Below are 26,050 nucleotides of genomic sequence, written 5' to 3'. Positions count from 1 at the left end.
ATAAAGGGTAACGAAGAGCCGTTTAACTTTTAACTCAAAACTCTTTAGAGCTGCTTTAATTTGGTTATCAAAACCTCTTTATTTAAGCGGCACAAACTATCTCAATTATAAAAATTGAGAATAAATTCTCCTTGACTTGATTAATCTTTAGGCAACTTTTAAGAAGCTGCTATACCTATCCCTAACTCACAGTTATAAATAGCCGCCAACAAGTTAACTCTTAAACTATATCTTCGACGACGATTCCGATATTTACAGGATAAGATTTTAAAGATTTTGAGTTTCCTATTTATATGTTCAATGATAATCCTTTCTTTGGCTAAAGCCTTGTTATACTCTTTTTCTAACTCTGTTAATTTTCTATTTTTCGATTTCTTTTTCGGTGTATAACTATTACTATGGTATGCAGCTATTCCCTGATAACCACTGTCTTCTATGCTGGTAGTTAAAGGATGAAAACGAACTCGACTTTTTTTAAATAAACTAAAATCATGACCTCTACCTTTCCCACAAAAAACACAGATAATTTCCTCTGTATTTTGATCAGCTACTAATTGGGATTTTAAAGTATGATAACCTCTTTTACCCGAAAAAAAATCTTTCTGTTTCTTTTGGGGGCGTTCAATGGGAGTTTCCGTTACATCCATTACCGTTATGACCGGTATCTCTGCTTGATTGAGTAAAGCTTTTTTTCCTTTTAAACGGAAGTTTCCCGATTGTAAAAGCATTTTTTCCGTCTTATTTACAATCCGACATATAGTTGATTCTGATAGTTCCCAGCTTGTACCAATGTGAAAATATGTTCTATATTCTCGCCAATATTCTAACGTTACTAAAACTTGTTCTTCTATAGATAGTTTAGGTTTCGGTCCCCTTTTAGATGGTGAATTAGAGTCGGCTTCAACACTTTTTACTGATTCTACCATCTTTCTATATGTTTGTTTGTACACACCGAAACGGCGTTTGAATTGTTCATCTGATAAGTTTTGATAATCCATAATTTTGCTAATAAACATAGCAAAACTATAGATGATTTCCTGACCTAAGATCACATTTTATTCTTTTTTCCACTTCAATCTAAGAATTGAGAAAAAAGCAAAACCTTATATTATACCATAAAAAAATTATGCAAGAGGTCTAGAATAGTATTAGGATCCTCAAAAACCTTGCATTATCCTTCTTTTAGTACATAAACTGGTACAAAAAAAGAGGGCAACAAAGCCTGAAACGACCGGCTCCTGACTCATTACACAAAATAAGCATCTTGTCAAGGGGTCTGCAAAAATTATTTTCCAACCAGCGGAAGAAGGGTCAGACGGTGGTAAAGCGATGATTGCGGCGGTAGTCGTCAAAAATCGGAATATGGAGTCAACTATTAGCTATACTTTGCACGGTTATAACTTGCATTTTTTACTCAAAGACAATAATATAGTTCAAGAGTCATAATTAGAAGCAAAGCACTCATTAAAAACATGATTAACCTAGAATTCACGGAAGAAGAAAAGAACTCACTGTATTATGAAAGATTTCATCATCCTCATCCCCGGGTTCAACTGAAGATGGAAGTTCTCTGGTTAAAAAGCCAAAAGATACCGCACAAAAAAATTTGTCAGTTAGCAGGAATCTCGCCAAATACCTTATTAACCTATCTTCGAGATTATCAAGAGGGCGGAATAGAAAAATTAAAAGAAATCAACTTCTATCGCCCTAAAAGTGAATTAGAGTCTCAAAGAGAAACACTCAAAAAATATTTCGAGAAAAATCCACCAGCCACAATAAATGAAGCTGTATATAGAATAGAAGAATTGACAGGGATAAAACGAAGTCCTACCCAAGTGAGGAAATTCTTAAAATCCTTGGGAATGAAATGTTTAAAAATAGGTTCTCTTCCTTCTAAAGCTGACCCAGATGAACAAGAAGACTACAAAGAAAAAAAGCTAGAACCCAGACTAAATGAGGCTAAAGAAGGAAAAAGGGCTGTTTTTTTTGTTGATGCCGCTCACTTCGTCATGGGAGCATTTCTCGGTTTTGTTTGGTGTTTTGAGAGACTTTTTGTTAAGTCACCGAGCGGGCGTAAACGCTTCAATGTTTTAGGAGCATTAAATGCAATAACTCATGAAGTTATTCTAGTTACTAATGACACTTATATTACGGCAACTCAAGTCTGTGAACTTCTTGAAAAAATAGCTGCTTTAGGACTAATGATTCCCATCACTCTAGTCTTAGATAATGCCCGCTATCAGAAATGTAAAATTGTTGAAGAATTGGCTCTTTCTTTGTCAATAGAGCTACTCTATCTGCCGTCTTATTCGCCTAATCTAAATTTAATTGAAAGGCTGTGGAAATTTGTCAAAAAGAAATGTTTACATGGTAAATATTATGAAAACTTTTCTGACTTTTCTTCAGCCATTTATGAATGTCTGAATGATGCCCATCTGAAACATAAAAAAGAACTGGATTCCTTGCTGACTCTACGATTTCAGAAGTTTAATAAATCTCAGATTATGAACGTCTAAAGTATATTTTGCCTCCTATTCACCGATAATAGCAAGTCTGACAATTTATCTGATCCTCACCCGGCCACGGCTGAACCCTCGTAGAAGTTGGACAAGGGGCAAAGTTTAATAGGGAATCACTGAATAGGCCGCCAGCTTGTTAGAGTATTGGGAGTAATTTTGAGCGAGCGATGATACTACAGCCTTTCCTTTCTTCCGCTTGGAGTCCTAATCTTACCCTGTTAGCCTCGGCAGCTACGGCCGAAACTGCCGATAGTGCCTTAGTTTTAGCCTGCGTGCTGCTGAGTTTGACCGTTATTTATTTCGCCTGTAAACTGGGGGGAGAAATATGCGTCCGATTCAACTTGCCTCCCGTGTTAGGAGAATTAGTCGGTGGCGTGATTATCGGAGTTTCTGCCCTAAAATTACTGGTTTTTCCAGAAGGAGGAGCGGGATTCGAGGATTCTCTCCTCATTCATTTCCTAGAATCCACCTCATCCCTCACCCCGGAGCAATCTCCCGCCGTTTTTAGTGCTGCCAGTGAGGTGATTTCCGTCCTCTCGGAATTGGGGGTAATTATCCTGCTGTTCGAGATTGGTTTAGAGTCAGACTTGCAGGAATTAATTCGCGTCGGTCCCCAGGCAGCTGCTGTGGCAGTGGTGGGGGTTGCGGTTCCCTTTTTGGTGGGTACTTTGGGTTTAATCTACATTTTCCATCTGGCCACCATTCCCGCTATTTTTGCCGGGGCAGCTCTAACCGCTACCAGTATCGGCATTACCGCCAAGGTTTTAGCAGAAATAGGGCAGTTATCGGCGAAAGAAGGTCAAATTATCATCGGGGCAGCGGTTCTCGATGATATTCTCGGTATTATCGTCCTCGCTGTCGTTGCTTCTTTGGTGAAGACTGGAGAAGTGCAGATTAGCAAGGTAATTTATCTAGTTATTAGTTCTAGCACTTTTGTGATCGGGGCGATCCTGATCGGTCGTTTTTTAAGCCCTTTTTACGTTCAATTAGTTAATAGAATGAAAACTAGGGGACAATTGCTCTTAGTTTCCCTGATTTTCGCCTTTATTCTTGCCTATATTGCCCAAGTTATCCAACTAGAAGCGATTCTCGGTTCCTTTGCTGCCGGCCTAGTCCTAGGGGAAACGGAAAAGCGATCGGAATTGGCAGAGCAAGTGTTCCCGATCGCCGATTTATTTGTACCGATATTTTTCGTCTGTGTGGGGGCAAAAACCGATTTAAGTGTGCTTAATCCCACTATTCCCAGCAATCGAGAAGGATTAGTCTTAGCGGCTTTCCTAATTGTCGTCGCGATTTTGGGTAAAGTGGTGACGGGGTTGGCCGTTTTCAGTAAGGAAAAACTCAATCGCTTGGCGATCGGAGTTGGCATGATTCCCCGGGGTGAAGTGGGTTTAGTCTTTGCTGGAGTCGGGGCTGCTAGTGGTGCTTTGTCCCCCGCTGCCGACGCGGCGATTATTATGATGGTGATCTTGACTACCTTTATCGCTCCGCCCCTGTTAAGGTTAGTATTTAAAGAACCTACCGCCAGCCCTCAATCAGTGATCAGTGAGCAGTGAGCAGTTACCAGTGGTAGTGTTAAGTGAGCAGTATTAAGTGGCACTAACAGTGCCGTCTTTTCATTGATAACAAGGGCCGAATCCAAATCCTAATTTGTTAAGCTAAAAGCTTTGATGTACTTAGTTTCTAACCTTATTTTTAGGTAGGAGAATTGCCAGATTCTTTTTTGGAGCCTCTTGCCTCTTACCTTCAGAAGCTGATAACTGATGACTGATGACTGATAACTGATCAGAAACATAGCAGACCATGCCAACGTCCCATAAGCTTGTTTTTATTGATAGTTATTCTCAGAGCATTAACGGAGCTATGGATGGCAAAAAATCAACAAAATAGTCCATTTTTACCGAAAAAAGGTAATTGATAACTGAGCAACGGGAGCATCGATCGTGAGATTTCATTGGTTATTCCTAAGCGCATTAACTTGGTTGCTGGTGGCGGCCCCTGCTTGGGCTGGCAAGCTCGTCTTTTGGCGATTCGACACCAATGAGAATCGTCTGGTGTTCACTACCGACAATCGAGTGCAACCGCGAGCGCAAATGATCACTAACCCCACCAGGATCGTGATCGATCTGCCCGGGATCAAGTTAGGGCAACCCAATATTAACCGGCCCATTGGCAATATCGTCAGAAGTGTCCGTATCGGTCAATTTGATGCGGAAACTACCCGTTTAGTGATTGAATTAGCCCCCGGCTACACTGTCGATCCTCAACAGGTAAAAATTCGCGGAATTTCGCCCACCCAATGGACAGTGGAATTGCCAGATCCCCAACCGATTAGGGAGGAAACGCAACCACCCGTTACCCCTGACCCCACACCTCCCCCCGATCGCGGTTCCACCCGTCCCACTCCCCCACCTCCAGTTAGCCAGACGGACAACAACGATGATTTTCAAGTCACTCGCAATGGTCTTTTTGTCCGTTTAGAGCAGAATGGTGATGAGCGATCGATTCGCAGTCAACGCAGCCGGGACGGCAAAAAAATCGAATTTGAATTACCCGGGGCCACTTTACCCAGCAGTCTCACCGGTCAAACTATCCCCGTCAATCGCTATGGGGTCGGCGATATTCAATTCAGTCAGACTGCCAATCAACGGGCCAAGATTTCCCTAAGTGTTAATAGAGATAGTCCCGATTGGCAAGCTCTCTATAGTCGTTTTGGTGGCTTGGTTTTACTGCCTAGGGGCGGTCTGGGTGCCGTGGATAATATCTCCTCACCTCCCCCCACTAGAGCGACCAATCCCAATCCTCGTCCCAATAATCCCCCCCCGAAAACTGCCAATAATCCCCCTTCTAGCAATCGTTTGGCGACGATCTCCTCGATCGATCTGGCGGGTAATAACGATCGCCTGTTAATTCGTGGGGATTCACCCCTGAAAGCTAACGGCAGTGTTAACCGGGATGGGGTCTATGAACTACGCATCGAAAATGCTAAGTTAGCCGAGTCTTTTCGCGGTCCGCGCTTTGGTCGCTCTAGTCCCATCTATCAATTACGGGTACGTCAGGAAAGTGTCAATAAGGTGCTGATTTTGGTACAGACCGCGGCAGGATTTCAATTCGGTCGCCTCAATCAGTCGGAAGGTCAAACCCTAGTCCTAGAATTGCTTTCCTCCCGCAATTCTGGCCCCGTTTCTCAGGTTCCTGACTCCACCACTATACCTGTCCCTTTACCCCCAGATACGGGGCAATTTAACCCACCGCCGCGCCCCTCTAACCCCACTCCTAATAATCCTCGACAACGCAATGGCCGCTTTTTAGTGGTGATCGATCCGGGCCACGGTGGTAAGGATCCGGGGGCGATCGGAATTGGTGGCCTTCAGGAAAAAAACGTAATTCTGCCCATTTCCCTAGAAGTTACCCGCATTCTGCAACAACAGGGCATCGATGTGCGTCTAACTAGGGATAGCGACTTTTTTGTCACCCTGCAAGGTCGCACGGATCTGGCTAACCAGATCGATGCCGATCTATTTGTCAGTATCCACGCTAACTCTATGGGGAAAGCACGACCGGATGTCAACGGCCTAGAGGTGTACTACTTCGGCGATCGCCGTTTGTCGGACACCATCCATCGCAATATTGTCCGCAGTGTCGATATGCGCGATCGAGGGGTGCGTCGGGCCCGTTTCTATGTGCTGAGAACCTCGAAAATGCCCTCTACCCTCGTGGAAGTGGGTTTCGTTACTGGCGCTGAGGATGCTGCTAAATTAGCCAATGCCAACTTTCAACGACAAATGGCGGCGGCGATCGCAGGAGGGATTATTGAATATATTCAACGAAATCTCCGTTAATGATTAAATCATTGGAGCATTAGTTTACCAATCAAAAAATCCGTGTTTTAATATCATCAAATAAAGCTACTTTAGATCAGCGTTTTCCTCGATATCTATGAGAGAATCACAATTTAGTCCGATTGGTGTGTTTGATAGTGGTGTGGGTGGACTGACAGTTTTAAGGGAGTTGTATAAACAGCTGCCCCAAGAATCGATTCTCTATTTCGCCGATACCGCTAGACTTCCCTACGGAACCCGTTCTAAAGGGGAAATTATCGAATTTGTCCGGGAAATTCTCACTTGGATGGGCGAGCACCGGGTGAAAATGGTGATTATGGCCTGTAATACCAGTTCCGCCTTGGCTTTAGAAGAAGTACGGGCCGAATTTAAAGATTTACCAATTTTGGGGGTAATTTTACCCGGTGCCAAAACTGCCGTTAAACAAGGAAAGCGCATAGGGGTGATTTCTACCCCGGCTACGGCTAAAAGTAATGCCTATAAACAAGCAATTCAAGAAATCGATCCTACTGCCCAAGTTTGGCAAATTCCTTGTCCTGAGTTTGTCCCTTTGATCGAGGCTAACCGCATTTTTGACCCCTATACCACACAAGTGGCTAGGGAATATCTTCAGCCTTTACTGGCGGAAAATATTGATACTCTGGTCTATGGTTGTACCCATTATCGTCATCTTTCCCCAGTTTTACGTCGTCTTTTACCTAGTTCCGTGCGCTTGGTAGATCCCGCCGCTGCCGTTGTCCGAGCGGCGGAAAAAGAACTAGAATTATTAGGTCTCAAAAACCCCGAAACATCCCTACCTACTAACTTCGCAGTTAGCGGTGATCCTGACACTTTTGCTCGTTTATCTCGTCAATGGCTAGGTTTTTCTCCTACGGTAGAAAAGGTTTATTTACCCGTCCCCGTTTTATAACCGTTAGCCTTTTCAGTGAGCAGTTATCAGTGAGCAGTTATCAGCTGCCTTTTGCCTGTCCTGATATGTATCCTATACTCAACGGATTTAGTATCAAAGGGTTGGGTGAGGTGCAATCGTCTTATTCTAGGACGGTGAGGAAGATTAACGTGAAGGGGCAGAAGGACAATATGATGGAGGTGACGATAGTACCAGAAACAACTGACCAGTAACTAACATTGCGTTTAGCTGTAGCAGGTTCACAAGACATAAATATGAATTTTTGTAATAGCCAAGGCAGATTTGAAATTTCCCGATAAAGGATAGCGCTTTTCACGTTACTGAGGTATCGACAAGTTTTGCCAACAAAGGGTTTAAGCTCCTTGCCCATACCTCATTCTGATGAAAACTGCTATAGTCGAGAAGATAAGTACCTAAGCAAAATTAATTACACATTTCGATCAAGCTTTTGCCTCTTGCCTCTTGCCTGTCTTCACTAGGAAATTTATTTTGCATGACTACTTACTACAACCTACATTCCGCACTTCAATTTGTAGCATAAAAGAATTTGCGTCGAAACATCACTAGACTTAAGCTGAGGACAAATTCCCGCTTTACAAGCTAAAAAAAGCCTCCTTTTAGCCGATAACTGACGGCTACAAGCTTAAATTATTGTAAATCCTGATATTTGAATAACCCCATAAATTTTGATTTGCGTCCGTGTTCCTTAATTAAACTTTCCCGATAAGTTTGCCATTCTTCCCGTCTTCCCGACATATAAAAGGCATTACGAGCTTTTTTCAGCCATTTAATCGCTTCTTCGTAGCGATCTGCCTTTTTTTCGTCCAGTATCTTTTCCGCAGGAGGACGAGCGTGATCGATCACCCAGTCAGGATCGACGGTAGCAGCCGCATCCATTATCCGCCAAATTAGGTGAGACTGCACATAGGAATTATCAGAAACGACTTTAATTGCATCTCTAACTAAATTTTCGTGGAGAAATATATCGATTTTAGCCTCTGTGGAACGTCCACCGCTAAACTCGCGCAAGTAATCTAACAAGTCTAGTTTTAAATCGGGCCAATCTTCCCCCGCTAAAGACTCAATTTTTTGGTAATGGGAAAAGGAAGGTTGGTCTTGAAATGCCTTAATTCTAGCAGCTAAAGCTGTATCTATATCCCCTAAAGATTGCGCTAGTTCACTTGTCCAGAGAGCTAATTGATAATAATAATTTCCAGGGAAATTTAGACCACCCCTGGCAATTATGAGAGCGGATTCTGGTGCGGATTCATCGCGTAAAGCTTTGGCAAAAAAGAAGGCTTCATCGTTTTTAGTTATCATGTTTTTTGCCGCTGCCATCGCTTCCTCAATGCGATCAAGATAGACTAACTTAGTTAGGTATTCTACCACTTGTCCTGAAGCTAAAGCTAGATTCAAATACTCCTGATCTTTTTCCTGTTGCTCGAAAATTTCTAAGCGAATAGAAGTTAATGCTTGGGCATAATAGGGGATATTTCCTGACCACATTTCTGAAAAATTAGCCGATTCTCCCCGTAAAATCTTCTCTAAAACTGGATCGTCCCATCCCTGTTGTAAGGCTGCTAAACTCATCTCAAAATCGGCACTCCATTCATGCTGCCATTGCTCGATTTTTTCCCTTAAATCTTGCTTTTCTTGGGGATTAAATTCTTTGCTTAAAATTGCTGCCGTTAGAACTCGATCGATTCTAGCACTTAAATCATCATTAACAGCACCGTAATCTTCTAAATCATCCCATTCCTCGATACAGGCGCTAATAATTGCTTCTAAAATAGCGATCGCATTATCTGGTTCTCCCTTTTGATAATAATCTTTGGCCTCATCCACTAGGGCATAAATTTCATTAGAAATTGGATCTTCTTCGTAGTAATCTTCCTCGATCGCTCGTAGGGATTGCCGCAGTTCATTACGGACAGTATTACGATAAGCTTTGACATTAACAGTTATCTTCCCTACCGCTTTATTAAGTGGGGTAGCTGGCACTAAAAACTTATCAATTGTCTCGATAACTTCTGGGTGTTTAGCCACTAAATGATTAAGCAATTTTCTTAATTTACTTTCATCGATCGGTGTCAATAACTCCTCTAGAGAGGCTTTTTTAATAATTAATTCTGGTTGACGAGAACAGGTTAATAAAACCGCCACAATATGCTTACACCAACCCTCATAATCGTAGGGACAGGAACAGGAGACATTCTCAAGATTTTCTTGGTTAAAATCTATGGCAACTCGATAGGGTTTAACCTCACTACCACTCACTAAAGCTTGTAGATTTTGCCCCCGTTGCCAAAGAGAAATAACTGCACCGCTATCGTAATAATATTGACCGCGCTGATAGGAAGCATTGGTGCTATTTTGCCGGATAATTTTTTCATTGATAGGAGGAATAGTCATAGTCAGAAAAGGAGAGGATTGGGTGATAGAATCTTGTCTGTGGCCAGAAAACTGCCAGTAGGGAGCCAGACCACTGCATCAGCAACCGAGTTAACTTATCTTCAGTTTAGCCTAAATGTGCTATAGTGAAGACACTATGGAAATTAAAAATATTCCTCTGTCCCAAATTCGTCGTCCTTTACCGCGACAAACCGATCCCGAAAAAGTTAATCAGTTGATGCAATCGATCGCTGAGGAGGGATTACGAGAACCGATCGATGTTTTGGAGGTGGATGGTAACTACTACGGGTTTTCTGGTTGCCATCGCTTTGCAGCTCATCAGCGTCTCGGTAAAGAAACAATTCTCTGTCGAGTTCGTCGCGCTCCTAAATCCGTTTTAGCTAAACACATCGCTTAAGCTGAGAAGTCCCATGAATGAGTCCTTATATAAATATCATCGGCAAAAATTAGAGCAGTTAATGGCAGAAATTGGCTGTAAAAATCTGGAAGAATTGAGTCAGTTATCGGATCTATCTTCTTGGCAATTGCAGAGAGTTTGCCATGGTTTAATCGCTAAATTATCCTCTGAATCTTTGGTTAAATTAGCTAATGGGCTGCAGCTGCCAGTTAGCGATCTCCTCGCTCATTTTCAAATTCCGACGATGGGGCCAGAGGATCATTCAGGGGAATTAAAAATTCTCGAACAAGAGTATCAAAATTTACAGCAAAAATTAGACCAGCAAAAAGAAGAATTAGCCGCAGAATTTCAACGTCAAAGCATCGAAGCGATCGAATCTTGGTTAGTTCAATGGCCCACGGCCGAGGCCGTTGCCCGCAAAAATCCCGACCTAGCAGCCGTCAAAATCCTCTCCCTAGTTAAACCGATTATGCAGTTACTGGATCGCTGGGGAGTGCAACCAATTGACAGTGTCGGTGATCATGTTAGTTATGATCCGCAAATCCATCAATTGATCGATGGTCAAGCGGAAACAGGTACACCTGTTCTAGTGCGTTATCGGGGCTATCGTCATGGGGAAAAACTACTTTATCGTGCTAAAGTGAGTTTAATTAAAGTAGAAATGCCAGAAATTCAACCAGTAGAAACAGAAAATGTCACCGCTTAAAGTGATAATTCTTGCAGAGCTTTGGTGATGCGAAAAATTCCCCCGTGGTCTGCTTTTATCGAAAAAATCGGGTCTAAAACCTCGCCTTAAGGCGAAAAGTTTTTGGAGCGGGGCATAAATCCCCATTACAAAACTAATGGCGGCTTGATAACCGCCCCCTGAACGGTTAAAATGAGATTATGAGTGATTCGGAGAAAAAAATATGTCATACTACGATGACTGTTTTGACCACATTACTGATCCTGTTCAACGGAATTCTGTTCGCCAGCAATGGTTACAGATGCTTGACGGAGGTTTATCTGTTGCCGATGTTAGGATGCTCCTAGATAAGTACCCAGATTTTCGGTTTGCGGTCGAGGAGTTTGTGGAACGACATGGATTACTATTAATACATCAAAATGGTTTAACTGAGGTCATTAATGCTTTGCCGGAGTTTAAAAAAATTGTCTATACAGAATTAGCGAATGTCTCAATGTCTCGGGACGAGCTAACCGAAATCGCACATACCTTTCCCGACTTAAATTTTATAGTCAAACCGAAACTAGAGAAACTCGACAAACAAGAACAAAGAGAAAAACAAGAAGCTGAGCGTCGCCGTCAAGAAGCTGAGCGTCGCCGTAGAGATATTAACGAAATGTATGATAAATTCTATCCAGAAATAGAACAATATATTTCACGGCAAGTTGACGAGATATTAGAAAGGGTATCCGGAAAGGAGGGATGGACGGCAATAGATAATTTAGAATATAAATTATACTACAGTTGGTTAAATTTCCCAAGAGATTATACCGATAGCCGCACAGGAAAAAAATTTTTTCTAGATGAAGAAGCAGGTAAATTTTTTTATGAAAAGCTAAAAGGAAAGTTCAAGGATAGACTGGGTGGACAGGGTTTTCTTCATGGTATTGATGTCGTGGCAAACATCTTCTCTCTTTCCCATGAAATCAAGGAGAGGATTAGGAAGGACATAGCTTACAATGAAAGCTTGATGAGAGGAGTATCCATCGGAGACTCTTATACTGAAAACATCGCACACTAGCCTCGCCTGTAGCGACTGTCTTGATTGTCAAGTTTGCCATGTTCTGGCAAGCCGTAGATTGGGTTGAGCAATAATAACTCTTGTCTGTCAAACGTTAGCGACGCTTAAGCGAAACCCAACCACACCAATATCGTCAAGAATGTTGGGTTTCGCTCAAACCATTGAATTGAGCAGTTTTCTCCTTTCTCCTTTTCTCCTTTCTCCTCTCCTAAGTATTAAATCGCTCAACCCAACCTACAAGCTGAAGAATAATAATTCAATTTGTATTTGTGCTACTTTAAAAATATGAAAGCAACGATCCGAAACGTTAAAATTAGCGAAATCCCCACAGCGATCGAGCAGTTAGGCTTGTCCGCTCATGCGTGTGTCGATTTCACCATCGAGAATCATGAGATGACGGGGAACGAACAGGACGAAACCACCCAAACCTTGATGGAAGTGGTGAATGAAATTCGTGCTTATGCCAAGAGTCAGGGATTGACTGATGAGAAGTTGGAAGAGCTTTTAGTAGATGAATCGTGAACCCATAGTTATCGATACGAACGTCTTTATAAGCTTCGCCTTAAGCAGTACGACAACACCAGCTTTGGCTGTAGAATACGCGATTAATAACTTTATTATTCTGCAAAGTCCCGCAACCATAGGCGAGTTGGTCACAAAACTTCTTCTCTCAAAGTTCGAGAGGCACATTACACTGGAGCAGCGCCGACAACTGCTAGTAAGAATTTTGGAAATTTCGCTGCTGATTAGACCTACTCATTAAGAAAGGCTATCACCAGCGATGGTATATTTTGGCCATAGTATAGCTCGCTAGTTTAGATTTGTTCAATTGGAGAAATAAGATTAGATAAAATTTCGTTCCATTTTAATTTATGAATAGTTTGTAATTCCGAATCTATTTCAATCAGATGGGAATAGCTATTGACAAATTCTTCTGGAGATGATATCAGTCTCAGATAATATTTAATTGTCGGTATAATACCATTGGTAATTATTTGACAACCATGATTGTTTTTGATAGTTTGAATCTCAGACATGATTAACTCCACTTCTGGGGGTTTAACATCAAACGATGATAGGATATAATATCTTCTCGGATTAAATTTGATAATTTTATCTTTGGCAATTCGGAGAATTTGTAAATCAATGTACTTACCATGCTTAATTTCAATAACTTCTACTAATTGTTTATTTTTATCAAAAATCTCAATATCTCCTGCACTACCAGAAGTTAGATCATAAGCTGTGTGACTGCCTAGGGGTTTTAATGTGCAGGATTTGTATCTTTCTACTTCTATAATTAACCTTTGATAAATTGCATATAGTGCTAAAACAGGTAATTTGGAAGCTCCGCGAGTTTGATAATTGAAACTAAAATGATTTTCTAGGCAACTGCTCAAAGTGTTGATATCAAAAGGTTCAGGATTATCTATCTTCAAAATTTTTTAATCTTTTGGGTCTGGATAATCTGATTAACTTGATGAAGTAAAAGCCTTAAAATAACTTCAGCTTGTTGAGGATTAGTTTCAATAAAATTAATTAAACCCAGAAAAGCATCTTTGGTTTTTTGATTACTAATTTTACCTTGATAATCTAAAGTATAGGGAAAGGGTTGTTCTAAAGAACGAGTTAGCCAGCCACTTTCTGCCATAGCTGGTAATCCCAATTGTTTCAAGGTGGGAGTAATATACTGAGTATCAATAGTTCTTCCTGAAAATCCTCCAGGTAAATTAGTTTGATGGTATCTAATATCTTGATTAGGATAGAGAATTTTATGAACTAATAAAGTTATTAAAACCGTATAAACTCCCTTTTGTTTTGAGCAATTAGTAGCAATTTGTTGGATATAGTTTTGATAGAGTTGAGGGGGCAGTGGTTGCCGATCATCTAAATTTAAGGATTGGTCATAAATGTCTAATAACTTTTCTTTATGGTTCATAAAATCTAATCCGATAATTTCCAATTGAATATTCTGACGAGAAAAAGAAAACTCCTTTAAGGATACTCTAGAATTGTTTTCAAAAATATGTCTCTTAATGGCAATAGCCAACTCTTGAATCATGGGAATACAAACCGAATTACCCACCTGTTTATAAGACTCAGCTAAGTTAGGATGAATTTGAAAGCTATCGGGGAACTTCATCAGTCGATAGCATTCTTGGATAGTTAATTTACGCACCTGATCTTGTTCGGGTATATAAATAAAAAAACGTCCAGATGTTTCCTGAGATGGTATAGTAGGATGTACTCCATCGATCGAATAAATTCGGTTAGGTTGATGATGAACCCGGGATAAATGTTCTGTATTTGGCCTGATACCTTTTTTCCAGATAGTTTTATTGCGATAACCGACAAAAATTAATCCTGATGGTTGTAAGGTAGGATTATCAATGAGAGTATATTCTTTTTTATCTAAGTATTCAAAATTGCCTTGAGGAGACAGAAAATCGCGTAACTTAGGTATTGGTGAAGTATATTTTAATGAGTTGAAATTAAATTTTTTATTTTGGGTAGCAATAATAATAATTCTTTCTCGATTTTGCGGCACACCAAAATCCTTGGCATTTAAGAGCTTATAATCAACTAAATAAGTACCTAAGCAAAATTAATTACACATTTCGATAAAGCTTTTGCCTCTTGCCTATTGCCTCTTGCCTGTCTTCACTAGGAAATTTATTTTGCATGACTACTTAACCCAGTTCTTCCAAAGAATGCAAAATAATATCTAAGTTTTTGCCTTTGTCGAGGTGAATTAGGTGTTTAACATTTTCCAGAAGAATTATTTTCGGCTTTTTTAATTCTACTATTTCGCAGATGTGAAAAAATAGAGTTCCCCTTGTATCTCTAAATCCAGCTCGTTTTCCAGAAATGCTAAAGGGTTGACAGGGAAATCCTGCTGTCAACACTTCAAAATCAGGCAGGTCATGAATAGCAATTTTTCTAATATCTTGATCGGGAATTTCTTGAAAATTATTGAAATATACTTTTCGACAGTTTTCGTCTATTTCACAAGAATATACACAGTCATAACCAACGCTCTCAAAAGCTAATCTAAACCCTCCAATACCAGCAAAAAGATCGATAAATCTGAGTTTTTCGTTTGTCATTGCCAAATTATGACATCAAAGAAATTAATCAATGGGTGCGTTAACCAAGAGTAACGCACCCCAAAGAAATTACACCGAAGTTAAGGTTTTCTCCGCGCTAATTTGCGCTTCGGGACTATCCGCTTCCGAGGGAGGGACCACTTGCCAGAATTGACCGAGATAGCTATCCCAATTAGCTAAAATTAACTTACCTTTGGGGCTATTAGTGCGTTCTATATGGGCCTCAATTAAAGATTTTAACTGTTCCGCACCGGCAACCGTGCCAACCCGTTGAATCTTGACAATTTCGGGGTTAAGTTTCTCCGGTAGGGACGGATCAAGAATATAAGCTAATCCTCCCGTCATCCCAGCGCCGACGTTGCGACCGACGGAACCAAGCACGACAATTACCCCACCGGTCATATATTCACAGAGGTGATCCCCGGCCCCTTCGATAACCGCTTTCGCAGTGGAATTGCGGACAGCAAAGCGTTCACCAGCGCGACCATTAGCGTATAATACCCCACCGGTGGCCCCGTAGAGACAGGTATTACCGATAATAGCGTTATCTTCGGGCTGATAATTGGCGTTTTGGGGCGGTAAGATGACAATTTCGCCGCCGTAGATGCCTTTACCCACATAATCGTTAGCTTCTCCCTCTAAATGGAGATTGACACCGGGTAAATTAAATGCTCCGAAACTTTGACCGGCCGCACCCTGGAAATTGAGCTTAATTTCGCCTTCAAAGCCGTCATTCCCGTATTTTTGGGCAATTACCCCCGCAATTCTCGCCCCGACGGAGCGATCGGTATTGACAATCCTGTAGGTTTTGCTGACGGTTCCCTGTTGCTCGATCGCCTGTTTAATCTCGCTATCGGCTAGAATATCGTCATCGAGGACAGCACCGTTACTATGTACTTCCTCGTGCTGCAACCAAGAGCGATCGCTACGGCCATCGGGTAAATTCAACAAACAATCGAGATTGAGGGATTCTGTCTTAGTTAAACGAGCATCGGAGCGCACTTTTAACAGATCTGCCCGGCCAATCACCTCATTTAAACTGTGATAGCCTAATTTCGCCAATAATTGCCGCGTTTCCTCGGCCACCAAAGTAAAGAAATTGACCACATGAGCGGGAATTCCTGGAAAACGAGTGCGGAGACGTTCCTGCTGGGTAGCGACTCCCACAGGGCAATTATTCGTGTGACAGACGCGGGCCATGATGCACCCCTCGGCAATCATGGAAATGGAACCAAAACCGAATTCCTCCGCACCCATCAGAGCAGCCATGAGGATATCCCAACCGGTTTTCAGTCCTCCATCTGCGCGCAAAATCACCCGATGACGCAGTTGATTTTCCATTAACATCCGATGCACTTCCGTCACTCCCAATTCCCAGGGACTACCCGCGTGTTTGATCGAACTTAGGGGTGATGCACCTGTACCACCATCGTGGCCGGAAATCTGGATAATATCAGCGTTAGCTTTGGCAACTCCGGCCGCAATTGTGCCGATACCGATCTCGGCCACTAATTTGACGGAAACTTTGGCCCGGGGGTTAATTTGGTGTAAATCGTAGATTAATTGTGCTAAATCTTCGATCGAGTAGATATCGTGGTGAGGAGGGGGAGAAATCAAAGTTACTCCCGGTTTCGATCGCCGTAACATGGCAATATAGGAACTGACTTTTTTCCCGGGTAATTGACCTCCTTCTCCCGGTTTTGCTCCCTGGGCCATTTTAATCTCTAGCTGTTTTCCACTCATTAAGTATTCGGGAGTGACTCCAAAACGACCCGAAGCTATCTGTTTAATGGCAGAATTGGCTGTATCACCGTTTTTTAAGCCGTTTAGATGGGGCATGGTCACGGAATGTCCTTCTGCATCCACATCGTTTAAGCTGGTGTAACGGATCGGATCTTCTCCCCCTTCTCCAGAATTGGACTTACCTCCGATACGATTCATGGCGATCGCTAGGGTTTCGTGTGCTTCCCGGCCCAAGGCACCGAGGGACATTCCCCCTGTGCAGAAGCGTTGCAGGATACTTTCGATCGATTCTACTGCTTCGATGGCAATTGAGGCTCGATCGCTGTTAAATTCTAATAGATCGCGCAATGCAGTAACGGGTCTTTGCTGCAAGATTTGACGATAGGTTTCGTAATGGTCATATCCTTCACCTTGGGAGTGAGCAGCCACGGCTTTATGGAGTGCTTTCGCCATTTCCGGGGAATTCATGTGGTATTCTCCCCCTGGACGGTAGTTGACAAAACCGTAGTTTTCTAGTTTTTTAGCGGTAAGATTGGGGAAAGCTTTACTGTGGAATGCGATCGCTTCTTGGGCCACTTCCGCAATGCTTAAACCCCCGACGCGACTGGTAGTACCGTTAAAAGCTAGTTTAACTAAATCTGCCGATAATCCGATCGCCTCGAAAATTTGCGCCCCATGGTAGGAAGATAGGAGAGAAATACCCATTTTCGAGAGGATTTTCAGTAATCCTGCTTCTACGGATTTGCGGTAATTAATTAGGGCTTTTTCGAGGCTAATAGCTTCTAATTTGCCATTTTCCATCAATTTCTGAGTTTTTGGCTCGATCCACCACTGGGCGATCGTTTCTAACGCAAGATAGGGACAGACTGCGGAAGCGCCATAACCAATTAGACAAGCGAAGTGATGGGTACTCCAACACTGGGCCGTATCGATCACAATCGAAGCTTTTAAACGCAAGTGTGAGCGAATCAGGTGATGATGGACGGCACCAACAGCTAATAAAGGGGGAATATAGCTAGTTTTTTCGTCAATAGAAGCAGTCCTGTCACTGAGAATTAAAATTTCTGCTCCCGATGCTACTTTCTTGGCGGCCTCAGCGCACAAATTAGCGATCGCGGTTTCTAATCCCCGGGGGCCGGTGGTCAGATCATAAAGGGTAGAAAGTTCGGCTGTTTTGTAGCTAGAGGTTTTAACTTTGACTAATTCCGCATTATTGAGCAGAGGAGAGTCTAATTTCAGTAAATGTGCGTCATCAACCCCTAATTTAAGAATATTGCCCCGTCGTCCTAGATACATAGTCAAGGACATGACTAAACTTTCCCGTAAGGGATCGATGGGGGGGTTAGTAACTTGGGCAAAACGTTGTTTAAAGTAATCGTAGAGAAGATGGGGTTTACTGGAGAGGACCGCTAGGGGAGTGTCATCACCCATACAGAAAGTCGGTTCTTTTCCCTGCTCTGCCATGGGGACGATAATCAGATCCACATCTTCGGCAGTATAACCGAAAGCGGTTTGCAGGGGAAGGAGATGACTAGGAGCGGGAATGTCTATCGCTGTTTCTTTGTCAATAAAGGTGCGTTGGGATTTCACCCATGCACCGTAGGGATTAGCTCGGGCAATTTCCTGTTTAATCGGCCAATTACGCTTAATTTCGCCTTTTTCTAGGTCCACTGCGATCATTTGACCGGGGCCGAGACGACCTTTTTCGATAATGGTGGTTTCATCGAGGGGAATAGTTCCCGCTTCCGAGGAAACGACGATATAACCGTTGTTAGTAATGCTATAACGGGCCGGTCGCAAACCGTTGCGGTCCAAACAAGCGCCGACGATTCCCCCGTCACTGAAGACCAGTAAAGCCGGACCGTCCCAGGGTTCCTGTAAACCGCTATAGTATTCGTAGAAGTCGATAATTTCGGGATAATTCTGTAAATCCGGCTGATTATTGTAGGCCTCCGGCACTAGGATCATAGCCGCTTCTAGGGGACTGCGACCGGTTCTCACCAATAATTCTAGGGCGCTATCGAGGTTATAGGAGTCGCTGTTAGCGGGGTTAACAATGGGGGTCAGGGATTGTAATTCTTCGTGGGTCCAACCTTGGGTTTCTAAAGCGGGTTCCCGGGCCGACATCCAGTTAATATTGCCCAAAAGGGTGTTAATTTCGCCGTTATGACCCAATAAGCGCATCGGTTGAGCGAGGGGCCATTTGGGTTGGGTATTGGTGCTAAAACGTCGGTGATAAATGGCAAATTGACTGCTATAGGCGGTATTTTGCAGGTCTAGATAAAATTCTCGCAGGATTTCGCCCCGTACCATGCCTTTATAGACAAGGGTGCGACAGGAAAAGGAGCAGAAATAGAAATCATCGGCCAGTTGCTTACCCACTTCAGAACGGGCAATATAGAGTAGGCGATCGAATTGAGAACCAGCTAAATCGGGGGAAGTCACCAGAATTTGCTCGACGTAGGGTTGATTTTCCCTTGCTTGTCTTCCGAGGACTTGGGGACGGACGGGAACAGCACGCCAACCTAAAATCTTAATATTATATTTATTGACAATTTCTTCGATGTGTGCCTTAGCGTCGGCGCGTTCTTGGTCCGCTTGGGGAAGAAAGACCATCCCCACTCCTAGTCGCTCAGATTCTGGCATATTTAAGCCATTTTCGGCGAACCAAGGAGCGAGGACATCTCTGGGGATAGCGGTCATCATACCAGAACCGTCACCGGAATCCTGATCGGCGCTGCAGCCTCCCCGGTGTTCCAAACAACCTAAGGCTAAAAGTGCCTGTTCAATCAGTTGATGGCTGCCGGAACCGCGCACATCGGCAATAAAACCGACTCCGCAAGCGTCCCGTTCCTCTACGAGCCATGGGAGACCCCAATAGGGATCGATTTGGTGTATATTGTCGGTTTTTAGGTTATTTTGTTGCGCCATAGAAGTTATCCTTAGGGTCGTTGTCTAGAAGGGTGGGATAGTTGGTCTGCTGAAAGGGTCAATCTAGAATAGAATTTTTTTTGATCTTGCCGTTTCGATTGTCGCTGATTTTTCCTAATTTTTGCCTGTTGCCGTCTTTATCTTGGCCGGTCTGAGGAATCACAGGTGATCTACCATGATATAGTAGCTCTCAGGAATTGTCATCGAAAATCCCCTGGATGGGGTGAAACATCCTGTTAGGTGCTTATTTTGACAGAATATTGTCTGATTATAAATATTATTGGAGCAATGGGGTCAAATTCAGGACAAGACTTTAGCTAAAGAGGCAGGTAAATCGGCTAATTTTTCTACCACTGTCACCCCAGCTTCTTGAAAATGACGTAAGCTATCTTTTCTGGTATTCTTAGCGGCAACAGAGTAGGAAAGTTGGTTAGAAATAATTGTTTCTGTATCGCCGAAATTGGTTTCAATCGCTGCATTTAACCCGACAAGATAGGCAATCACTGGTTTTTCAATTGCCGAGGCAATATATTTGGCTGCCTCGATTTCGGCCTTTCCCCCCACCTGACTGACGAGGAGAATTGCCTCGGTATTGTCATCTTCCTCAAAAACCTGCAACCATTGGGACAAATTGGAGCCAATAATGCCGTCAGTCCCCAAATTTACCGCCATAGATTCACCATACCCGGCTGCTGTTAAAGTTTTCGCCACTTCATCTCCTATGCGATCGCCGCGGGTGATCAGACCGATTGTCCCCGATTGATAAAAATTCGGTTCACAAATACCCAACCAAAGATAATTGGGAATAATCACACCCTGGCTGCCGGGGCCGAGAATTAATGTTCCGGTGGTACTAGCTATCTTTAATAATTCCACCAGATCTAAGGGGGGAACTCCGGGGGTGACGATAATTAATTGGGGGATGGCTGCTGCGATCGCTTCTAAGGCCGCATCTAGGACTTGATTGGGGGGGACTAAAATTAAACTGGTCTTGATTTCTCCGGCTTCAGCAACGGCCTCAGCCACTAGATCAAACACTGGTATCTCTGCGATTATCTCACCACCGTGGCCACTAGCCACCCCGGCTACTAAACAGGTTCCCTGAGCTTTCAATCGTGCCGCATAATATTTGCCTAGGGGTCGATCGATCCCTTGCATAATTATCTGATCTTTATCTGTCCATTTCATATATTAAGTGTTGGGAGTTGTTTCAGTAATCAGTAAACAATAATCAGTGATCAGTAAACAGTAATCAGTGAACAGTAATCCGCTTCTGAAGGCAAGAGTCAAAGGTTTTAGATTCGTCCCTTGTGAACTGAAAACTCACATCTGATAACTGATCACTGATCACTGATTCTAGGCTAATTTAATGGCTGCAGTGACTACCTCTTCTAAAGACTCTAACCAATGAAAGTTAACATCAGCTAAACTCTGACTGAGATCGATCGCTTTGCTGTCAGCTAGGACGCGAAAAATTATTTGTGGTAGGGTGGGATTGAGAAAAGATCGGGGTTCCAAGGTTTGTCTTTCCTGTCGGGTGGCCCGGATCATTCGTTCACCACTGCCCCGGCTGGGTGATAATGGGCTATAACTGCGGTAGTAATGGCTAATAGTCTCGATCGCTTTTTGGCCAAAGTCGGGATAACTGACAATATCAACGATAACCACTTTTAAATCGGCCAATAGTTGGAATTGTTGCAGACCGGCCTCTATTTGCTCGTTTAATTGCTCTAATTCTAGTCTTTCCTCCAGTATAAGCCAGGCTGCTAGTTTTGCCCCTTTGCCTGCCAAGGCATCCCAGACAGTGGACATCAAACCCTGGCCATTACTGATCACGGCTATTTGGCCAGTTTGATCAATTATCGACCAAGGGGATTGTAATTGGGGTGGGGTCAGGGCCAGAAGATCGAGATGTCTAGCTAAAGCGGCATCATTAACACTTATTTTGCCATCTAGGGCCATCACTTCCCCAGTTTCGTTGATACCCAAGGGATTAATCTCGATGATATCGAGATCTTTGCTGACAAAGAGACTATACATTTTTTCGAGAATTTGACTGATAGACTCGATCAAAGACCCTCTTAAACCCATAGATACGGCTAATTGCCGACAGAGATAGGGGGAAAATCTCTCTTCAATGACCACTTTTTGCATGGTTGCCAGTAAACTGTCCACATCCATCCCCCCTTGACTCGCACCGAGTAAAACCGGTCTTTGCAGATGATAATCGAGTAAAATGGCTAAAAATATCTCCTGTTGCGGATTATACCTGGCTTCTGCTAAGATTACCTCTGGATATTCTCCGGCGATCGGTAAATGAAAGATAGCATGGGCAGCAGCGATCGCATCAATGGTATTAGCGACAAATTTTACTCCTCCTGCTTTTCCCCGTCCTCCCGCTCGTACCTGGGACTTTAGCACGACCGGATAGGGAATGTTTAATCTTTTTAGTCCCCCCGGTTCGTGGATTGGTTGGGAAGGTAAAATGGGGATGCCGACTTGAGCAAATATTTCCTTGGCTTGGTATTCGAGTAAATCCATAATTGATTAGTTGATAAAGTGGCGGTTCTCTCTTTGCTCGTTTCGGTAGCTTGGGGACTATTAACTATCATAAGTTTGTGCAGTACCACAATGATAACAATAAGGTAAATTTTTATAAGTTAACTCATGGCAATGATGACATTCTACATATTGATAATAACCGCAATGGGGACAATGAGCATCTTGATTTTTAATCGTTTTAGCGCAGTTAATACATTGTGATTTTTGTACTCGTTTTGCTGCTTGAGACTTGGTATTAAAAACAAACTTTTGCAAAAATTTAATAACAGCAAAACCGAACAAAGGGATTAACAGAATATAAACATATTGAACTAAAAATACTAAACCTCCAAAGATAGCACCGATAATATCAAAAATGAATTGTGCAATAATACCAATTTGCAAAAATTCAAAAGCTTTGAAAATTAAAGGAATGAAGAAAATAACTAATAAATGCCAACTAATTAACGCTATTAAACCATAGCCGCGACTTTGGGCATACTGATTCACTAATAACGCAATAATTATTAATGGTGCTAAAAATAAAACCTGAAAACCTAATTGAATGCTAGGATACCAAAAAGACGCATTTTTATAACCAGCTTCCACATCATTAAATTTACTTTCATTTCTCATGAAAGCAAGTAAATTTTGACTCGATGGTTTTTGTAGTAGTTCATTTTTTAGCTTAACAATTTCTTCTTTGATTTTTGATATTTTTTTATTATTTTCCTCTAGTTTCTGTTTTGCCTCTTCCGCTTTTACCCAGTTTATCGAATTGTTGGCAGACTGTCCAGCAATTTTCTCTAATAGGGTAGAATCATATTGACTTCTAATAATTCTATTATTATTTTCTAGTATATTAATATTATCTTGTTTTGTTTGTATTTTACTTAATAAAGTTTTATTTTCTTTATTATTTAACTTATTTTTAATATCAGCATATTGCAAACAAATTGGAGAAACTTTACCTAAATGTCCTATTTCTTCATCTTGATAATTATTTTTATAATCAACTAAAAAAGTTGTAATTAAATCATAATCTCTATCTGGACTATTATTTTTCTTGTAACTTTGCCATGCGCTGTAACAAGGATATACTTGTTGGGGGCTTAAATGCCACCTACTAATATCATCTAATCCTGTAAAAACATTAACTAAGATGAAAATATCAACAATTATTATTACCAATAAACTTACTTTATTTAATGGTTTATCATTAATCCTTCTTGATCTCCTGAAAAACTGATTCCACAAATTATTAAGTTTAGTAAACATAATCTACTCCTAAGTACAGGACAAAAAGGATGATATTTGGAAACTTCCCGCGCTCTCCCCTATGAAGATTATTTTAGCAACAGCATCCGGTTCGCGGGTGATGGGGGAGAATATTTTTGGCTTACTTGATCGCAAAACTTAAAGTTAATTGTGTCATTATGGGGTTAGAGGCGAGACTTTTTTAGCTATCCACCTCTGTGAGTCTAGCAATCTTTCACTCTCTCTATTTCTATCTTTAGTTGGCTTATTTCTCATCTTTCTGAGGTAGGGTGGCCGATGTGTGATTTGGCTCATAGGCATTGGGGGTGGTTCGGGTTTATGAGCAAGGTTATCTACAAGAGGAGCTTATGGATAAATTTATTGGTTTGAGTATGCTGATTTTTGGGTTTGTAATGATGGCCTTTAATCCAGCAGTTGGGGTGCTAGTGGCTCTTTTTGGGTTGATCGTGACTTGGAATAGCGAGAGAACTGTTTCTGTTCGATCACAGGACAGGGATAGGGTTCCTTGTCCTCATTGTGCTGAGTTAATTCAACCGAAAGCGAAGGTGTGCCGTTTCTGTGGGGCCAGGTTTAGATGACCCCTTGTCCTGAGTTTGGGATCGGTGGCAACCCGATCAGAGGTTTCTTCAGTTTTTTGTCACAATTGTTACATTTTTTCACAGATTCTAATTCGATCGGGTGATTTTTTTTGATAGGATTGAACCTATAATCCTATCATAAATAGTTCTTGTTCTCCATTAACCGTGCCAAACTAAGAACTGCGGACAAATCAAGAGTTTTGGCGTTCCAATAGACCAAATAAACTAATAACTAGCAATTAGTAGAAAATATCGGCTATTTTTTGCTAAGATTCCCCTTTTTACCTCATTTTCTTGCTTGGAAACAAACTTTTTTCCGCTTTCGTCTCTATCTTTAACTCGCTCCCACTAGGAAACTCAAGGGTAAGATGCTAAATTTTCAAAAGCAGGGTCGTCATCATCCTCTGACCCTATTAACAATGCTTTTAAGTGCTTCTTTCGTTGTGGTCTCCCTTTCCTTGACTCCTGCGATCGCACGTCAATTCGCCCCGATTAACCAGATTAAACCGATTCCTTTGGGGAATGATCGATTAATTCCTGCTGGCACAGATATCCCTGTAAAATACGAGCAAGGGGAAAAAATTCTTTTAACCAAACAGGAAACTTTTTCTTTATCTCTGACCGTAACCGATAATATTAAAAACTCCCAAGGACAGACAATTATTCCCGATGGTAGTCAGATTATCGGAGAAATTAAACCTGACGGTCAAGGTTCCCGTTTTCTATCCCAAAAAATCTTTTTAAAAACCCGTCAACCCCAAGAAAAATCTATTGATGCTATTTCGGCAGTTTTCACCCGTCTAGAAAGACTAATTAAAGGAGTTAACCCCGATAAAATTATTCAGGGTGCAGTATTAGGAAAATCCGCCGCTTCTGTCCTCGCTTCCTTTACTTCTGACCAACCGGTTAGCGAGATTATACGAGGAGGAGGATTAGAAGTATTAGCCGGTTGGTTATTACGAGGAGAATCGGTGGAATTATTGTCAATTAACCCCAAGGAAGATTTAAAATTAACCCTTCGTTCTGATTTTACCGGTCAGTAAGCTTAAAAAAATCTGGTGTGTTAGTTATTAATCTAACACACCAGCTATCGAGACTAGGCGGCGTTTTGCCGATACCATTCAATGGTTTTTTGCAAACCTTCTTTAAATTCCATTTGAGCAACAAAACCGAATTTTTCCTGAGCGCGGGTTGTATCTAAACAGCGTCGCGGTTGACCATTCGGTTTATCTATTTCCCAAACAATTTCGCCATCAAAACCCATTAAATCACAGATTAATTCGACTAAATCTTTGATAGAAATCTCATAATTTGTACCAAGATTAACCGGGTCTGATTCATTATAGAATTGACTGGCCATGACAATGCCTCGCGCTGCATCGGTGGAGTAGAGAAACTCCCGGGTTGGACTACCATCTCCCCAGACAGGAAGTTGTTTATCCCCCCGTTGTTGTGCCTCATAAACCTTGCGAATTAAAGCAGGAATTACATGGGAACTACCCGGATCAAAATTATCCTCCGGCCCGTATAAATTCACCGGTAAAAGATAAATTCCGTTGAAACCATACTGCAAACGATAGGACTCTAATTGTACCAATAAAGCCTTTTTAGCGATACCATAAGGCGCATTGGTTTCTTCGGGATATCCTGACCATAAATCGTCTTCACGGAAAGGTACTGGAGTAAATTTTGGATAGGCACAAATTGTCCCCACACAGACAAATTTTTGCACTCCTGCTAGATAGGCAGCGTGAATTAATTGGGTTCCCATCATCAAATTATCATAGAATAATTCGGCGGGTTTTTCCCGATTAAGACCGATACCTCCCACATGGGCAGCCAAATGGATAATTAAATCTTCTTCGTTAGCTAAACGTTGACAGTTTTCCCAAACTCTTAAATCACAATCTTTAGACCGAGGAATGGTAATTTTTTCGGGATTTGCCCCCGCTGCAATTAATTGATTAACTACTTGCCGACCTAAAAATCCAGCCCCCCCGGTGACAACGATTCTTTGTTCGCTTAAATTCAGCATATTTTTACCTCT

Annotated in this window: 20 protein-coding genes; 10 read left to right on the top strand and 10 right to left on the bottom strand. The window is 42.0% G+C overall.

The features are described 5' to 3' along the window. Positions 1–158: 158 nt before the first annotated feature. Complete coding sequence (locus tag ACQY1X_RS12965) at positions 159–1,016, bottom strand: IS5-like element ISMae4 family transposase (protein WP_002732125.1); 858 nt, start codon at positions 1,014–1,016, stop codon at positions 159–161. A 456-nt stretch (positions 1,017–1,472) separates the two neighbouring features. Here ACQY1X_RS12965 and ACQY1X_RS12960 point away from each other — a divergent pair, with 456 nt between their 5' ends. From ACQY1X_RS12960 to murI, 4 genes are all read left to right on the top strand, one after another. Further along, positions 1,473–2,516, top strand: a complete 1,044-nt coding sequence (locus ACQY1X_RS12960) for an IS630 family transposase (RefSeq protein ID WP_069474877.1) — start codon at positions 1,473–1,475, stop codon at positions 2,514–2,516. A 170-nt stretch (positions 2,517–2,686) separates the two neighbouring features. Next, on the top strand, positions 2,687–4,075 hold the full coding sequence (locus ACQY1X_RS12955; RefSeq protein ID WP_430012888.1) for a cation:proton antiporter: 1,389 nt from the start codon (positions 2,687–2,689) through the stop codon (positions 4,073–4,075). Between the two features lie 387 nt (positions 4,076–4,462). Then, positions 4,463–6,361, top strand: a complete 1,899-nt coding sequence (locus tag ACQY1X_RS12950) for an N-acetylmuramoyl-L-alanine amidase (RefSeq protein ID WP_430014762.1) — start codon at positions 4,463–4,465, stop codon at positions 6,359–6,361. A gap of 97 nt (positions 6,362–6,458) precedes the next feature. After that, a complete protein-coding gene (gene murI / locus ACQY1X_RS12945; protein WP_002752872.1) occupies positions 6,459–7,271 on the top strand; it encodes a glutamate racemase in 813 nt (270 codons plus the stop codon). Positions 7,272–7,919: 648 nt separating this feature from the next. Here murI and ACQY1X_RS12940 read toward each other — a convergent pair. Continuing rightward, the gene (locus tag ACQY1X_RS12940; RefSeq protein ID WP_123229954.1) at positions 7,920–9,683 is read right to left on the bottom strand and encodes an SWIM zinc finger family protein; all 1,764 of its coding nucleotides are present in this window, start codon (positions 9,681–9,683) and stop codon (positions 7,920–7,922) included. 115 nt (positions 9,684–9,798) lie between these two features. On the opposite strand from ACQY1X_RS12940, the gene ACQY1X_RS12935 reads away from it, so the two are divergent. The 5 genes from ACQY1X_RS12935 to ACQY1X_RS12915 all read left to right on the top strand — a co-directional run bounded on the left by ACQY1X_RS12935 (position 9,799) and on the right by ACQY1X_RS12915 (position 12,588). Next, complete coding sequence (locus ACQY1X_RS12935; RefSeq protein ID WP_002765183.1) at positions 9,799–10,080, top strand: ParB N-terminal domain-containing protein; 282 nt, start codon at positions 9,799–9,801, stop codon at positions 10,078–10,080. 13 nt (positions 10,081–10,093) lie between these two features. After that, positions 10,094–10,786: a hypothetical protein gene (locus tag ACQY1X_RS12930; RefSeq protein ID WP_430012887.1), complete on the top strand. Its 693-nt coding sequence runs from the start codon at positions 10,094–10,096 to the stop codon at positions 10,784–10,786. A 202-nt stretch (positions 10,787–10,988) separates the two neighbouring features. Continuing rightward, the gene (locus ACQY1X_RS12925) at positions 10,989–11,825 is read left to right on the top strand and encodes a hypothetical protein (protein WP_430012886.1); all 837 of its coding nucleotides are present in this window, start codon (positions 10,989–10,991) and stop codon (positions 11,823–11,825) included. A 285-nt stretch (positions 11,826–12,110) separates the two neighbouring features. Further along, positions 12,111–12,347 carry a hypothetical protein gene (locus ACQY1X_RS12920; RefSeq protein WP_002743252.1) on the top strand — a complete coding sequence of 79 codons (237 nt, stop codon included), beginning with the start codon at positions 12,111–12,113 and terminating at the stop codon, positions 12,345–12,347. Then, complete coding sequence (locus ACQY1X_RS12915; protein WP_024971065.1) at positions 12,337–12,588, top strand: putative toxin-antitoxin system toxin component, PIN family; 252 nt, start codon at positions 12,337–12,339, stop codon at positions 12,586–12,588. Before ACQY1X_RS12920 ends, ACQY1X_RS12915 begins: the two co-directional genes overlap by 11 nt. Before the next feature lie 52 nt (positions 12,589–12,640). Here the strand turns inward: ACQY1X_RS12915 and ACQY1X_RS12910 are convergent, their stop codons facing one another. From ACQY1X_RS12910 to ACQY1X_RS12880, 7 genes are all read right to left on the bottom strand, one after another. Beyond that, positions 12,641–13,264: a hypothetical protein gene (locus tag ACQY1X_RS12910; protein WP_430012885.1), complete on the bottom strand. Its 624-nt coding sequence runs from the start codon at positions 13,262–13,264 to the stop codon at positions 12,641–12,643. After that, the gene (locus tag ACQY1X_RS12905; RefSeq protein ID WP_430012884.1) at positions 13,261–14,373 is read right to left on the bottom strand and encodes a DNA cytosine methyltransferase; all 1,113 of its coding nucleotides are present in this window, start codon (positions 14,371–14,373) and stop codon (positions 13,261–13,263) included. Before ACQY1X_RS12905 ends, ACQY1X_RS12910 begins: the two co-directional genes overlap by 4 nt. 142 nt (positions 14,374–14,515) lie before the next feature. Beyond that, positions 14,516–14,932 (bottom strand): DNA cytosine methyltransferase, encoded by a 417-nt coding sequence (locus tag ACQY1X_RS12900; RefSeq protein WP_430012883.1) that lies wholly within the window; start codon positions 14,930–14,932, stop codon positions 14,516–14,518. A gap of 69 nt (positions 14,933–15,001) precedes the next feature. Beyond that, positions 15,002–19,606, bottom strand: coding sequence for a glutamate synthase large subunit (gltB, locus tag ACQY1X_RS12895; RefSeq protein WP_430014761.1), 4,605 nt, complete (start codon positions 19,604–19,606; stop codon positions 15,002–15,004). Positions 19,607–19,906: 300 nt separating this feature from the next. Further along, a complete protein-coding gene (locus ACQY1X_RS12890) occupies positions 19,907–20,794 on the bottom strand; it encodes a succinate--CoA ligase subunit alpha (RefSeq protein WP_002751009.1) in 888 nt (295 codons plus the stop codon). A gap of 168 nt (positions 20,795–20,962) precedes the next feature. After that, positions 20,963–22,147: an ATP-grasp domain-containing protein gene (locus ACQY1X_RS12885; protein ID WP_430012881.1), complete on the bottom strand. Its 1,185-nt coding sequence runs from the start codon at positions 22,145–22,147 to the stop codon at positions 20,963–20,965. 60 nt (positions 22,148–22,207) lie between these two features. Further along, on the bottom strand, positions 22,208–23,425 hold the full coding sequence (locus ACQY1X_RS12880; protein ID WP_002751013.1) for a hypothetical protein: 1,218 nt from the start codon (positions 23,423–23,425) through the stop codon (positions 22,208–22,210). A 946-nt stretch (positions 23,426–24,371) separates the two neighbouring features. Here ACQY1X_RS12880 and ACQY1X_RS12875 point away from each other — a divergent pair. After that, complete coding sequence (locus ACQY1X_RS12875) at positions 24,372–25,046, top strand: hypothetical protein (protein ID WP_002733841.1); 675 nt, start codon at positions 24,372–24,374, stop codon at positions 25,044–25,046. 53 nt (positions 25,047–25,099) lie between these two features. On the opposite strand, the gene ACQY1X_RS12870 is transcribed toward ACQY1X_RS12875, so the two are convergent. Continuing rightward, positions 25,100–26,038: a GDP-L-fucose synthase family protein gene (locus ACQY1X_RS12870; protein WP_002733729.1), complete on the bottom strand. Its 939-nt coding sequence runs from the start codon at positions 26,036–26,038 to the stop codon at positions 25,100–25,102. Positions 26,039–26,050 lie beyond the last annotated feature (12 nt).

This window comes from Microcystis protocystis FBCC-A270, assembly GCF_050500235.1.
Taxonomy (GTDB): Bacteria; Cyanobacteriota; Cyanobacteriia; order Cyanobacteriales; family Microcystaceae; genus Microcystis; species Microcystis ichthyoblabe_A.
The sequence above is the reverse complement of the archived record's forward strand: the minus strand, read 5'-3'. Positions and strand labels throughout refer to the sequence as shown.

Excerpts from the sequence above, each read along its gene's own strand:
- ACQY1X_RS12940 (WP_123229954.1), bottom strand. The coding sequence starts at position 9,683 with ATGACTATTCCTCCTATCAATGAAAAAATTATCCGGCAAAATAGCACC.
- murI (WP_002752872.1), top strand. The coding sequence starts at position 6,459 with ATGAGAGAATCACAATTTAGTCCGATTGGTGTGTTTGATAGTGGTGTG.
- ACQY1X_RS12880 (WP_002751013.1), bottom strand. The coding sequence starts at position 23,425 with ATGTTTACTAAACTTAATAATTTGTGGAATCAGTTTTTCAGGAGATCA.
- ACQY1X_RS12885 (WP_430012881.1), bottom strand. The coding sequence starts at position 22,147 with ATGGATTTACTCGAATACCAAGCCAAGGAAATATTTGCTCAAGTCGGC.
- ACQY1X_RS12900 (WP_430012883.1), bottom strand. The coding sequence starts at position 14,932 with ATGACAAACGAAAAACTCAGATTTATCGATCTTTTTGCTGGTATTGGA.
- gltB (WP_430014761.1), bottom strand. The coding sequence starts at position 19,606 with ATGGCGCAACAAAATAACCTAAAAACCGACAATATACACCAAATCGAT.
- ACQY1X_RS12920 (WP_002743252.1), top strand. The coding sequence starts at position 12,111 with ATGAAAGCAACGATCCGAAACGTTAAAATTAGCGAAATCCCCACAGCG.
- ACQY1X_RS12870 (WP_002733729.1), bottom strand. The coding sequence starts at position 26,038 with ATGCTGAATTTAAGCGAACAAAGAATCGTTGTCACCGGGGGGGCTGGA.
- ACQY1X_RS12960 (WP_069474877.1), top strand. The coding sequence starts at position 1,473 with ATGATTAACCTAGAATTCACGGAAGAAGAAAAGAACTCACTGTATTAT.
- ACQY1X_RS12915 (WP_024971065.1), top strand. The coding sequence starts at position 12,337 with ATGAATCGTGAACCCATAGTTATCGATACGAACGTCTTTATAAGCTTC.
- ACQY1X_RS12875 (WP_002733841.1), top strand. The coding sequence starts at position 24,372 with ATGCTAAATTTTCAAAAGCAGGGTCGTCATCATCCTCTGACCCTATTA.
- ACQY1X_RS12935 (WP_002765183.1), top strand. The coding sequence starts at position 9,799 with ATGTGCTATAGTGAAGACACTATGGAAATTAAAAATATTCCTCTGTCC.
- ACQY1X_RS12925 (WP_430012886.1), top strand. The coding sequence starts at position 10,989 with ATGTCATACTACGATGACTGTTTTGACCACATTACTGATCCTGTTCAA.
- ACQY1X_RS12930 (WP_430012887.1), top strand. The coding sequence starts at position 10,094 with ATGAATGAGTCCTTATATAAATATCATCGGCAAAAATTAGAGCAGTTA.
- ACQY1X_RS12965 (WP_002732125.1), bottom strand. The coding sequence starts at position 1,016 with ATGTTTATTAGCAAAATTATGGATTATCAAAACTTATCAGATGAACAA.
- ACQY1X_RS12890 (WP_002751009.1), bottom strand. The coding sequence starts at position 20,794 with ATGAAATGGACAGATAAAGATCAGATAATTATGCAAGGGATCGATCGA.
- ACQY1X_RS12955 (WP_430012888.1), top strand. The coding sequence starts at position 2,687 with ATGATACTACAGCCTTTCCTTTCTTCCGCTTGGAGTCCTAATCTTACC.